Here is a 12,320-nt window from a genome sequence, read left to right on the forward strand (position 1 = left end):
CATGAACCACGACAAAGCTGACCGCAAAGCGGGCCACCGCGCGGGTACCCGCAATCTGTCCCGTTCCGCCCTGATGCTCGGCTCTGCCGTCGCCATCGCCGGGATGGTCGCCGCCGCGCCCGCCGAAGCCGCAACGAGTTCCAATCCCTGCGCGGGCATGGACATGGGCACGCCGGCGAAAACCCCGTGCAAACCGGCACACGGCAAAAGCCAGATGAGCGGCGCGATGAAAAAATCCCCGGTCCGCGCCTCGAAAACCGGTAAATCGGCGGGCAAGACCGCGCATCCCTGCGCCGCCAACTGAGGCATGGAGGCAGCGCGATCCCCAGCGCGGCAACTCGCGGCAGCGGCCCGGCTGGTCACCGCGCTGCGCCGCCTGGAGGATCGCGGCAGCAATCTCGCCGCCAATTTCATCAGGGGCCGGAGATTCATCGCCGAGGCCCACTATCCGGCTCCGGACGTGTTCGATTCCGCTTCCGGCTGCCAGTATTATTTCCATGCGCATAATGCGCACTCCAGCAACCGGATCAATGCCGGAGCATCGGAGATCGGCCACATCCACGTCTTCGCCCGGCCCAATGGCGCCGGGATGCCACCGATCCATCATCTGATCGCCATCGCACTCGACCCCTGCGGCCGCCCGTGCGGGCTGTTCACCACCAACCGCTGGGTCACCGGCGAGGATTTCCTTCCGGCCCCGGCGGCGATTTCTCTCGCCCGACGCCTCCGTCTGCGCGGCACCGCACCAGCCAGCCGGGTGATCGATGCGCTCCTGATCCTGTATGCGACGGAAATAGCCGCCCTCCTCACCGCGCGCGATGCCAGAATCGCCGCTGCCCAGGCCGAACTTGGCCCGCATGTCGAGGCCTTTGAGCACCGCGATCTCGAAATCACCTCATCCCTGCCGATCGACCTGCCCGCTCGCCTCGCCGACCTGCGAAGCCTGATCCCCGAGACCGGCACCGATCCTGCAATGGTCGGAACCCGAACCGTTTGACCCCATCTTCGCGCACCCTCGTCCTGATCGGCGGTGGCCACAGCCATGTCGAGGTGCTGCGCCGGTTCGCGCGCCGTCCGATGGCGGGCGTGCGGATCGTGCTGATCGGGCGCGACCGCTACACCCCTTATTCCGGCATGCTGCCCGGCCTGGTCGCCGGGCGTTACAGCTTCGATGAAACCCATATTGATCTCGCGCCGCTCTGCCGCGCCGCCCGGGCCGAATTCGTTCAGGACGAAGCGATCGGGCTGGATCCCGCCGCCCGCGCCGTGCTCTGCCGCAGCGGCGCGATGTACCGCTACGATATCGTCTCCCTCAATATCGGGTCGAGCCCCGCCGCCGGCCTCGACGCGCCCAGGGAACCCAACGAAACCGATCGCGCGCGCATCCACGCCCCCATCCACGCCGACATCCACGCCGACATCGCGGTCAAGCCGATCGGGCGTTTTCTCGGCCAATGGGCCGATCTGTGCGCCCATGCCTGTACCTCGCCCGCGCAACTCCGCATCGCCGTCGTCGGAACCGGGGCCGGGGGGGTCGAAATGGTTCTCGCCATGCAATACCGCCTCAATGCGCTGCTTGCGACCGCGGCGACCGCCATTCCCCCGCCCGCCTTCACCCTGTTCGGCCGCGCCCCGCACATCCTGCCACAGCACGCGGCCTCTGCTGGGCACCGCTTCACCACCGTGCTCGCCGCCCGCGGCATCACGGTCATCACCGGCGAGGACGTTACCGGGCTCGGCGATGGCCGCCTCCGCCGGGCAGACGGCAGCATCGCCGATTTCGATGCCGTGCTCTGGGTCACCAGCGCCAGCGCCGCGCCCTGGCTGCGCCGCACCAGCCTCGCGCTGACACCGGACGGTTTCATCGCCGTCACGCGCCATCTGCGTTCGATCTCCCACGCCTCGGTCTTCGCCGCAGGGGATATCGCGACGATGAGCGGCGATCAGCGGCCCAAATCGGGGGTTTACGCCGTGCGCCAGGGCCCACCGCTCGCGGATAATCTGCGCCGCGCCCTTCAGGACCGGCCCCTGCGCCCTTACCGCCCGCAACGAAGCGCCCTCGCGCTGATCACCACCGGCGAGCGGAACGTGATCGCTACACGGGGCAATTGGAGCTTTCAGGCCCGGCTTCTCTGGCATTGGAAAGACCGGATCGACCGGCGGTTCATGCGCCGCTACCGGGTCGATTGACGCGTCGAGCCCGATTGACACGGCAAGACCGGCCTCGCACCCGAGCCCGCGCCATTCGCCCTCACCCACCGCGCCGCGCGGCCGGATCGATCGCATTGCCGATCTCTGCGGCGATCCGCCCGTTGCGCACCCCGATCCGCGCATTGAACAGATCGACATCGCCACAGCGCAGCGCAATCGCCGCCCCCTTCGGCGCATCGAGGGGCATCACATCGCCTTCCTTCAGCGCCATCAGCGCGCTCAGCTTCATGGTCTGCTGATCGAGCACCGCTTCGAGCTCGATGTCGGTGTGCCAGAGTTCGTCGGCCAGATGCGCCTCCCAGATCGAATCACGCCCGAATTTCTCGCCCATGAACTGCTGCAGCAGCAATTCGCGCACCGGTTCGATCGTCGCATAGGGCAGGATGATGCCGACCGAACCGTTGCGGTTCGCCGTGGTCAACCCGATCCGTGCGGTCAGCGCCGCCCCGGCATTCCGCCCCACCGAGGCGAAGCGCGGATCGGTCTCGGTGCGTTCCAACTCGAACGTCACGGCACAGATCGGCGCGAAACTTTCGGTGAGATCATGCAGAACCAGACGGATCATCCGCTCGGTCAGATTCCGCTCGATCGAGGTGAGCGGTCGCATGAAACGTGGCCGGTTCGGCACGACACTGCGCCCGCCCAGGAGGATTTCGGTCAGATTATAGATGGTGTCGTAATCGATCACCATCACACCAAGGTTATCCCACTCGCGCGCCCGGAACACCGCCAGCAGGGAGGCCGCCCCGATCGCGGGGAAACTGTCGGCGAGGCGCTGCGACGCCAAATCTGCCAGCCGCACCTCGACATTGTCCTGAAACAGGTTGCGCAGGCTCGTCCCCAGTATCCGCGAGAGGCGTTCGAACACGATCTCGGCCATCGGCAGGCGTTCGTAACGCACCGCCGTGCCATGGATCAGCCGGCTGATCGGCGCCGGTTCATCCGCCGCGACCTTCCCCGCATCGGTGCCGAAAATCATGTCGATCTCGTCCTGCCCCAGCAGCGACTCCGCCTGTTCCGCTTCGGCATTCGACATGCGTACTCCTCCCGCCACCCGCCGGCCCGAACACCGAACCCGATAACGCGAAGTATCGCCGATAAACCTTAACCGCCGGTTAACCCGCCCGGCCCCAGCCGCCGATTTTATCCAACCCGCCCGGTCAAACGCGTTCGATCATCAACGCGATCCCCTGCCCGACCCCGATGCACATGGCCGCCACCGCGCGCCGTCCCCCGCTCGCCTCCAGAGCCCGCAACGCGGTGCCCGCCAGCCGCGCCCCCGAGGCGCCGAGCGGATGGCCCAGCGCGATCGCCCCGCCATGCGGATTGATCCGCGCATCGTCATCGGCCAGCCCGAGCCGGCGCGTCACCGCGAGGGCCTGAGCGGCAAAGGCCTCGTTGAGTTCGATCACATCGATATCCGCCAGCCCCAACCCGGTCCGCGCCATCAGTTTCTCGATCGCCGGCGCCGGCCCAATGCCCATGAGGCGCGGTGCTACGCCCGACGTGGTCATCCCCACGATCCGCCCGCGCGGGGTCAACCCGAACCGTCGCGCCACCGGCTCGCTCGCCACCAGCAGCATCGCCGCCCCGTCATTGATGCCCGAGGCATTGCCCGCGGTCACGCTTCCCCCGTCACGAAACGGTGCCTTCAAGGCAGCAAGCCCCGCCAGAGTCGTCTCGGGGCGCGGGTGTTCGTCAGCCGATACCCGGTGCTCCGCCTTCCGCGTCCTGATCGTCACCGGCTCGATCTCGCCCGCGAAAAATCCTCCCTGCATCGCCGCCGCGCATTTACGCTGGCTCGCCAGCGCGAACCCGTCCTGATCCGCCCGGCTCACCCCGAACGATGCCGCCACGTTTTCGGCGGTCTCCGGCATCGAGTCGGTCCCGAACCGCGCCGCGAAGCCAGGATTGACGAAGCGCCAGCCGATCGTGGTGTCGAACATCGCGGCATCGCGGCTGAACGCTTCCCCCGCCTTGCCGATCACGAACGGCGCGCGGCTCATGCTCTCGACCCCGCCGGCCACGACCAGTTCGGCCTCCCCGGCGCGAATCGCCCGTGCCGCCGTGCCGAGCGCATCGAGCCCGGAGCCGCATAACCGGTTGATCGTCACCCCCGGCACCGTCTCCGGCAACCCGGCCAGCAATCCCGCCATCCGCGCGACGTTGCGATTATCCTCACCCGCCTGATTGGCGCAGCCGAGCACCACCTCATCGATCGCCGCCGGATCGAGCGAAGGACACCGCGCCACCAGCGCCGCAATCAGCCCCGCCGCCAGATCATCCGGGCGAACCCCGGACAGCGACCCGCCATAACGCCCGAACGGCGAGCGGCGATACTCACAAATGAATGCTTCGGTCATCCCGCTGGAATAAACCCACCGGCCACCAGCGCAAGCGTCGGCCTGATCGCGCGCTCAGGCGGCCTGTGCCGCCGCTGCGGCCGAAGTCTCGGCCCGCACCGCGATCGCCGCCTTCGCCTGCAGGAACTGATCCGGCGGCAGATACTGGCCCAGCACCTCGTCCGGCGTGCCATCGGCGCGCACCTGACCCTGCTCCATCCAGATCACCCGGTTGCACCACTGCATGATGACATCGGCGGAATGGCTCGACAGCACCAGAATCTCGGCCCCGCGCACCATTGTTTCCAGCCGTTGGCGTGCCCGCCCCATGAAGGCGGCATCGCCGGCGAGAATCCATTCATCCATCAACAAAATCTGGGGCCGGATCGCGGTCGCCAGCGCAAACCCCAGCCGCACCAGCATGCCCGAGGAATAGATCCGCACCGGCAGATCGATGAAATGCGACAATTCGGCAAAAGCGGCGACATCGTCCTGCAACCGCGCGATCTCCGGGGCCTTCAACCCGCTGAACAGGCCGCGCAGGCGGATATTCTCGCGCCCGGTTAGATCCGGGTTCATCCCCTGCCCGGCATCGAGCAAAGCGGACAACGCGCCATCGATCGTGATCCGCCCGCCGCTCGGTTCATAAATCCCGGCCAGGGTCCGCAACAGCGTGGTCTTGCCGGCCCCGTTCGAGCCGACCAGCCCGAGCCGATCGCCGGAGTTCAGCTCGAAATCGACGTTCCGCACCGCCTGAACCACGATGCGGTTGCGCGCATCCGCCCCAAGACGACCGCGCCCGGACGCCGCCGCGAACATGGTCTTCTTGAGGCTGCGACTTTCGCCATGATACAGCGGAAAATCGATCGAGAGCCCGTCGGCACGGATCATGGCCATCGGATCAGACCCAGAACGCGATACGGCCGCGCGAGCGGATGAAAAACAACGCCGAAATCGCGATCAGCCCCGCCGAATAGCCCAGGGCCGAATCCCACGTCGCCATCGACGGTATTTGATTGAGCAACGGTGCCCGCACGATCTCCAGCAACGAATAGAACGGGTTCCAGTTCAGCAGGATCACCCCGATGCCCCGATCCTTCAAAATCTGCGGGCTCCAGATGATCGGGCTGACGAAAAACGCGATCTGCATGATGCTCGCCACGATCGGCGGCACATCGCGAAACCGCGCACAGAACCCGCCGAGCAGCACCGACACCGCCATCCCATCGACCAGCCAGAGCAGGAACGCCGGGATCGACAGCAGCGCGATATGCCCGGGCCAGGTATCCTCCAGCGCGAACACCACCACGATCACGATAATCGAATGCGCCAGCACCATCACATTGCGCACCACGGACCGCGCCGCATGCATCGACAGCGGCATCCGCATCGCGTGGATCGTGGTGTTGACCGAGGTGTAGGAAACACAGGCGTCGGTCACGGTCGAGGTGATGAAATTGTTCCACAACACCAGCGAGAGCGACAGAAACGGCAGATATGTGTGCAGATCGGTCTTGAACAGATGCGAATAAACAAAGCCGAGTGCGGCGATCATCACCGCGGTCGACAGCGTGAGCCAGAACGGCCCGAGCAGGGAGCCGCGATAGCGCAGCTTGATGTCGAGGAAGGCCAGCGTCCAGATCAGCCGGCGCAGGCTCCAGGTCTCGGCGAGATCGCGCCAGGCCTGCACGATCAGTCCGCCCCAACCGACCCCGGCGGTGATCACCAGATGCGCATCGCGCCGGTTGAGCAGCGTCCCCTCGTCCGACGCCGCCGGTATCGGCAACGGGTCCGGCACGGCACCGGCCGCCGATAGCGCGTTCGCTGCAGCCGGATCCGGGGTTATGGTGTCGGGAGTGGGCCGCGTTGCCGTCGTGCTCATCATGCCGCGATACAGGAACCGGCGGGGCGCTTCAACCAAAGCATGATCCCGAACGCTAAACTTGCCGCGATTTTAGGTGCCGCTCAACCCGACGGCAGCGCCATCAGCCGCGTCGTCACACCGCTGATGATCGCCACGCGCTCACCGGGATGAAGCGAGGTCGGCTGCGGCTGCATCACCGAAATCACCCGCCCGTCGGTCTCGCGCACGATGAATTCGGTCGCCGGGGCCAAAGTCTCCCCGGCACTCGCCGGTGCCCCGAGCGCCCCGAGCACGCCGCCTTCCGCCCCGCCGATCTGGAGCATGACGGTGCGCGACGACACGATTGTCCCGGTCCGGGTCGCAACCGGCGCCACCGCGACCGCTCCCGCGTGTTGCGCGGCACACCCGCCGAGCACCGCAACCGCAACCATCGCGGCGACCAGCGCGCCGGTCGACGCGCGATGCGGCACATCTTGCAGGCGGAACGGATCGAGCATCGAAACCCCCATCAGGCCCCGGCGGGCCAACAGAACTCCTCATCCACATAGGCCCGATCGCGCCACCCGCCAATCACATGCGGCGCAATCGCCGTTCCCGCGCCATCAAATTCGTGATCCCGGCACATTCGAGGTTGCCTTGAAATCACCATTAAGTTAGGGGTTTATGGCCTGACTTTAATTCGCCGTTCGAGGCTTGCGGCGGAACGTGCACGGCCCCCGTCAGCATCGGGCACCGGTGCACGAAAACGATGCGAAACGACACGGCAGACGGCATCGCATGCCGCCGAACGGGAGACTTCAGAGTGACTCAAAGCGCGACACTGGCGATCAGCACTGCCCCCTCCGCCACGACCCTCTCGCGCACCCGAAACCTTGCCCTGAAATGTGGCGGCGTCGCCGCGCTCGCCCTGCTGTCCGCCTGCGCCTCCCACCAATCCAGCCTGCCGCCCACCCAGCAGGCCGCGAATTACGCAGCCAAATCCCCCGGCAACTACAACCCGCCCGGCCCGCCGAGCGACCCCTGGGGCCCCTATATCGAACAGGCCTCGGCCCGGTTCGACGTTCCCACCCGCTGGATCCGCCAGGTCATGCGCGTCGAATCCGGCGGGCACGAATACATGAACGGCCATCTCACGGTCTCCTATGCCGGCGCCATGGGCCTGATGCAGCTCGAACCGGAAACCTACCGCGAAATGGCCGCCCGCTACGGCCTGGGGTCGGACCCCTACAACCCGTACAACAACATCATGGCCGGCACCGCCTACATCCATGAAATGTACCAGATCTACGGCTCGCCCGGCTTCCTCGCCGCCTACAATGCCGGGCCCGGGCGGCTCGATTCCTATCTCGACTACAAGGAACCCCTGCCGAACCAGACCCGCCAGTATGTCGCGATGATCGCGCCGAACATCGAAGGCGTCTATCCGGCCAGCCAGCCCGCCGCCGTCGATCTCGCGATGAACGCCATGCCGGCCCATATCCGCCCGGGTCTGCGCCCCGGCTATCAGGATAGCTCGACCGAATCGCTCAACGCGATCCAGCTCGCGGCCAATGGCCCGCTCCCCAACCCGGTGATCGGCCGCCCCGCCGCGCCGCGGGTCGAAACCGCCATGATCAGTCCCAAAATGGAAATGGCCGCCGCACCGGTCGCACCGCGCCCCGCCGCGCCCCCCATGCCCCCACCCGTGCCGCAGCGCGCCCCGGTCCAGATGGCCACGATCTCGCCGCCGCCGGTGGTCGAACGCGCGCGCTACACCCCGCCCGCCGCCCGCGTCATGCCGCCGGTCCACCACGATACCGGATTCTCCCTGATCCCGACCGCCGAAGCCGCCACCCCCCCGCCGATCGAGCAGCCCGCCCGCCACGCCGCTCCGGCACCGTCCGGCAATCTCGGCACCGGCACTCGCTGGGGCATCCAGGTCGGCGCGTATGATACGCCGGCCCATGCCAAGGCCGCTCTCGGCATCGCCGAGCTTTCGGCGGTCTCCTCGCTGATCAAGGGTCAGGCGGTCGTCCAGTCGATCACCACCGCGCACGGCCTGTTCTACCGCGCCCGCTTCGTCGACCTGCCGCACCAGCAGGCGATCGCCGCCTGCCAGCGCCTCAACCACGGCCCGACCGGCTGCGAAGTGCTCTCTCCCGCCGCCCAGTGACCGCAGCGGGCAACGCTCGCCGCATTTGACAAAAAACGGGGGAAGCCGCTCAGCACGAGCGCCGGGCGATCGCAGCGTCGAGGGTATTCTCCAGCAGGCAGGCGATCGTCATCGGCCCGACCCCGCCCGGCACCGGCGTAATCGCCCCGGCCACCTCGCGCGCGGCCTGATAATCCACATCCCCCACCAGCGTTCCCGCTTCGGTCCGGTTGATGCCGACATCGATCACCGTCGACCCCGGCCCGATCCACTCCGCCTTGACCATTTCGGCGCGTCCGACCGCCGCAATCAAAATCTCCGCGCGCCGGCATTCCGCTGCGATATCGCGGGTGCGCGAATGGGCGATCGTCACCGTCGCATCGGCGGAAAGCAGCAGCGCCGCCATCGGCCGCCCCACGATGTTCGATCGCCCCAGCACCACCGCCCGCCGCCCGGCGACCGGCGTGCCCGAAACCTCCAGCAGCCGCATCACCCCGCGCGGGGTACACGGCACCAGCCGGGGCGCGCCCAGCGCCAGCGCCGCGACATTCTCGGGATGAAACCCGTCGACATCCTTGGCCGGATCGATCGCCCGAATGATCGCCGCCGTCGCGATATGGCGCGGCAGCGGCAACTGCACCAGAATCCCGTCGGTCTGCGGATCGTCGTTGAGCCCGGCGATCACCGCGAGCAATTCGGCCTCGCTGGTCGCCGCCGGCAGGCGGATCGTCCGCGACTCGAACCCCGCCCCGTGTGCCGCGCGATCCTTGTTACGGACATAGACCGCACTCGCCGGGTCATCGCCGACCAGCACGACCACCAGCCCCGGCCGGTAGCCGAGCGTCGCGACCCGGCCCGCCACGGCCGCGCGCAACTCCGCCGCAACCGCCTTGCCGTCGATGATCCGCGCGGTCACTGGTAGCCCATCACCACGAGATGCCCGTAAAGCCCGGCCAGGAAAATCTGCAACGCGCGCAGCAACAGGAAGGCGATGATGAACGAAATATCGATCCCGCCAATCGACGGAATGAACCGCCGGAACGGGGCAAGCACCGGTTCGGTCGCCCGGATCAGGAAATCCTCGATCCGGTAGACGATCCGATTGCGGGTATCGAGCACGCCGAACGCGAGCAACCAGCTGAAAATCGCCGCGGCGATCATGATATAGATATAGATCTGGATGATCTCGTTGAGAAACCAGAACACGGCTGCGAGCATTGATGCCTCCATTGGTCATTGCCGGGTTAGCGAAGCCCGCGCGATCGCGCAATGCGCCCCTCCGACCGCCGCCCACGCGCCATCATGCAACAGGCTTGCCCTCGCCGGCATATACGCGCTAGCAACGCCAACAACCGGTGTCTCAAGGCCGGATCAGGAAAGCCCGTGCTCGGACTGCTGACATTCCAACGGAAAGGTCAAAAGTTGAACACGATCGATAATCTGACTTTGGCCCCCCAGGGTCCGGTCCCTCAGCCTCACGCCCTGCATGACGCCGATCCGTTCGAGCCCCACTCGATCGAAACCACGCTCGACCGGCTGGCGGCCATCGCGGTCCGCAAATGGCTGTTCCCCGCCAGCTACTTCTTCCAGGCGATCGCCGGCGGCGCCATGGTCGGCTTCGGCGTCGTGCTCGCGATCGCGGTCAGCGCCGGGATCGCGACACCGGGCCTTGCCAATCTGATCAGCGGCCTCGTGTTCGGCTTCTCGTTTGTCCTGATCATGGTCTCGCAGACCACCCTGATCACGTCGGACATGGCAGCCGGCTTCGTCGCGGTCACCCAGCGTCTGATGTCGCTCCCGAACTATCTAGGGTTCATGGCAGTGGGATGGATCGGCAACATCCTCGGTGCCTTCGCCTTCATCGGCGTGATCGCGATCGGTGCCGGTCCCTACGGCACACCCGTATTCCTGCTGCGCGCGCACGCGATCGCCATCGCTAAAACCGCGCCGGACGGCATGTCGGTCTTTGCCCTCGGGATCATCTGCACGTGGTTCCTGCAAACCGCGATGTTCCTTTATTTCAAGGCGCGCACCGATGTCGGGCGCATGATGCTCGCCTATTACGGCCCCTTCGCCTTCGTCGCCGGCATGACCGAGCACTGCATCGCCAATATCGGTTTCATCGGGTTCCCCCTGCTCATGCAGGGAAAACTCGCCCAGGTGATCGGCCATCCCCTGGCTGCGAATGGCCCCCTCGCCGCGCTGACCTGGGGCTTCGGCCGCTACGGGCTGCTCCGCAACGAAATTCTCTCCGGCGCGGGCAATCTGATCGGCGGCACGGTCTGCGTCATCCTGGTGTTCACCGCCATCGTGAAACTCCGGACCCCGCGCCCGATTTCATCCTGAGCGCACGACCGGCTTGACTTATCGCCCCGGGTGCGCGATGCGCGGGGCCGGGATGGGGCTGTAGCTCAGTTGGGAGAGCGCCTCGTTCGCAATGAGGAGGTCAGGGGTTCGATTCCCCTCAGCTCCACCATCCCGCTCCCGCAAAAGGTTTCCGATGGACGAGATTGATCGCGACCCCACCCGCGACGCCGCCTTCGCGCTGCTCAGCGCCGTGCTCGACAAGCACCGCCCGCTCGATCAGGCGATCGACCAACTCGGCAAACGCGATGTCCCCGCGCGTGACCGCGCCGCCGGCCACCGCATCGCCGCCAGCGTGTTGCGCCATCTCGGCACGCTCGACGCCGCCCTCGAAACCCATCTGACCAAGGCCCCCCCGGCGAAAATCCGCCATGTCCTGCGAATCGGCGCCGCCCAGGCGCTGTTTCTCGGCGCGCCGCCCCATGCGGCGGTCAGCACCTCGGTCGCTCTCGCCCACGCGGTCGGCATGGGCAAATTCGCCGGTCTGGTCAACGCGGTACTCCGCCGCGTCACCGCCGCCGGCCCCGCCACGCTCGACGCTTTCGACCAGCCCCGGCTCGATACCCCGTCCTGGCTCTGGGCCTCCTGGGGCAAGGATGCCCGTGCGATCGCCGTGGCCCATCGCGCCGAAGCTCCGCTCGACCTGTCGATCCTGCCGGGCAGCGAGCCTCCCGAAGGCGGCATCATCCTGCCGAACGCCACGATCCGCCTGCCCACCGGCACCGACGTGACGACCCTGCCCGGCTTCACCGGCGCCACGCTCTGGGTGCAGGACGCCGCCGCCGCAATGCCCGTCCGCCTGTTCGGCGATGTGAAGGGCCGCCGCGTGCTCGACCTCTGCGCCGCCCCGGGCGGCAAGACCATGCAGCTCGCCGCCGCCGGTGCGCGCGTCACCGCGCTCGACCGCGACGGACGGCGGCTCGACCGGCTGCGCCAGAACTGCGCGCGGATGGGCATGGATGTCGACGTCGTCACCGCCGATGCCCTCGCCTGGCGTCCCGACCAGCCTTTCGACGCCATCCTGCTCGACGCCCCCTGCTCGGCCACCGGCACGATCCGCCGCCACCCCGAAATCCCGCATCTCCGCCGCCCCGCCGATATCGACGATTGCGCCGCGATGCAGGACCGCCTGCTCGATGCCGCCTCCGCCATGCTCGCCCCCGGCGGCACGCTGGTCTACGCGGTCTGCTCGTTGCAGGACGAGGAAGGGCATGGCCGCGTCGCTGCCGCCTGCGCCCGTCTCGGCCTGATCCGCGCGCCGCTCGCCGCCGAGGACGTTCCCGGCCTCGCCACCGCCATCACCCCGCAGGGCGACCTGCGCACCCATCCCGGCCTCTGGCCCGAATGGGGCGGCATGGACGGGTTCTACGCCGCCCGCTTGACGCGTCCCGCCTGAGACCTCTCCGCC

At 67.4% G+C, this 12,320-nt stretch carries 13 protein-coding genes and 1 tRNA gene; 7 read left to right on the forward strand and 7 right to left on the reverse strand.

Annotated elements, in window-relative coordinates; genetic code table 11:
• Position 1 precedes the first annotated feature (1 nt).
• The 3 genes from SIL87_RS16415 to SIL87_RS16425 are packed head-to-tail and all read left to right on the forward strand — an operon-like array spanning position 2 to position 2,190.
• Positions 2–304, forward strand: a complete 303-nt coding sequence (locus tag SIL87_RS16415; protein WP_319615207.1) for a hypothetical protein — start codon at positions 2–4, stop codon at positions 302–304.
• 3 nt (positions 305–307) lie between these two features.
• Positions 308–997, forward strand: a complete 690-nt coding sequence (locus tag SIL87_RS16420) for a DUF6969 family protein (protein WP_319615208.1) — start codon at positions 308–310, stop codon at positions 995–997.
• A complete protein-coding gene (locus tag SIL87_RS16425; RefSeq protein WP_319615209.1) occupies positions 994–2,190 on the forward strand; it encodes an FAD-dependent oxidoreductase in 1,197 nt (398 codons plus the stop codon). Before SIL87_RS16420 ends, SIL87_RS16425 begins: the two co-directional genes overlap by 4 nt.
• A gap of 61 nt (positions 2,191–2,251) precedes the next feature.
• On the opposite strand, the gene SIL87_RS16430 is transcribed toward SIL87_RS16425, so the two are convergent.
• From SIL87_RS16430 to SIL87_RS16450, 5 genes are all read right to left on the reverse strand, one after another.
• The gene (locus tag SIL87_RS16430) at positions 2,252–3,247 is read right to left on the reverse strand and encodes a FliM/FliN family flagellar motor switch protein (RefSeq protein WP_319615210.1); all 996 of its coding nucleotides are present in this window, start codon (positions 3,245–3,247) and stop codon (positions 2,252–2,254) included.
• Between the two features lie 124 nt (positions 3,248–3,371).
• The gene (gene pcaF / locus SIL87_RS16435) at positions 3,372–4,574 is read right to left on the reverse strand and encodes a 3-oxoadipyl-CoA thiolase (protein WP_319615211.1); all 1,203 of its coding nucleotides are present in this window, start codon (positions 4,572–4,574) and stop codon (positions 3,372–3,374) included.
• A gap of 54 nt (positions 4,575–4,628) precedes the next feature.
• Positions 4,629–5,450, reverse strand: coding sequence for an ABC transporter ATP-binding protein (locus SIL87_RS16440; RefSeq protein ID WP_319615212.1), 822 nt, complete (start codon positions 5,448–5,450; stop codon positions 4,629–4,631).
• Between the two features lie 4 nt (positions 5,451–5,454).
• Positions 5,455–6,474, reverse strand: coding sequence for an ABC transporter permease (locus SIL87_RS16445; RefSeq protein WP_319615213.1), 1,020 nt, complete (start codon positions 6,472–6,474; stop codon positions 5,455–5,457).
• Between the two features lie 44 nt (positions 6,475–6,518).
• Positions 6,519–6,944 (reverse strand): hypothetical protein, encoded by a 426-nt coding sequence (locus tag SIL87_RS16450; protein WP_319615214.1) that lies wholly within the window; start codon positions 6,942–6,944, stop codon positions 6,519–6,521.
• 275 nt (positions 6,945–7,219) lie between these two features.
• On the opposite strand from SIL87_RS16450, the gene SIL87_RS16455 reads away from it, so the two are divergent.
• Positions 7,220–8,569, forward strand: a complete 1,350-nt coding sequence (locus SIL87_RS16455; protein WP_319615215.1) for a lytic transglycosylase domain-containing protein — start codon at positions 7,220–7,222, stop codon at positions 8,567–8,569.
• Between the two features lie 49 nt (positions 8,570–8,618).
• Here SIL87_RS16455 and folD read toward each other — a convergent pair whose 3' ends face one another.
• A complete protein-coding gene (gene folD, locus SIL87_RS16460; RefSeq protein ID WP_319615217.1) occupies positions 8,619–9,464 on the reverse strand; it encodes a bifunctional methylenetetrahydrofolate dehydrogenase/methenyltetrahydrofolate cyclohydrolase FolD in 846 nt (281 codons plus the stop codon).
• Entirely contained in the window at positions 9,461–9,766 is a 306-nt protein-coding gene (locus tag SIL87_RS16465; protein ID WP_319615218.1) for a YggT family protein, read from the reverse strand. Before SIL87_RS16465 ends, folD begins: the two co-directional genes overlap by 4 nt.
• A 204-nt stretch (positions 9,767–9,970) precedes the next feature.
• Here SIL87_RS16465 and SIL87_RS16470 point away from each other — a divergent pair, with 204 nt between their 5' ends.
• From SIL87_RS16470 to SIL87_RS16480, 3 genes are all read left to right on the forward strand, one after another.
• On the forward strand, positions 9,971–10,894 hold the full coding sequence (locus SIL87_RS16470; RefSeq protein WP_319615219.1) for a formate/nitrite transporter family protein: 924 nt from the start codon (positions 9,971–9,973) through the stop codon (positions 10,892–10,894).
• Positions 10,895–10,948: 54 nt separating this feature from the next.
• Positions 10,949–11,024: transfer RNA gene (locus SIL87_RS16475), tRNA-Ala, on the forward strand.
• Between the two features lie 24 nt (positions 11,025–11,048).
• Positions 11,049–12,308, forward strand: coding sequence for a transcription antitermination factor NusB (locus tag SIL87_RS16480; protein ID WP_319615221.1), 1,260 nt, complete (start codon positions 11,049–11,051; stop codon positions 12,306–12,308).
• Positions 12,309–12,320 lie beyond the last annotated feature (12 nt).

Origin of the sequence: Acidiphilium acidophilum (assembly GCF_033842475.1) — a bacterium.
Classification (GTDB): domain Bacteria; phylum Pseudomonadota; class Alphaproteobacteria; order Acetobacterales; family Acetobacteraceae; genus Acidiphilium; species Acidiphilium acidophilum.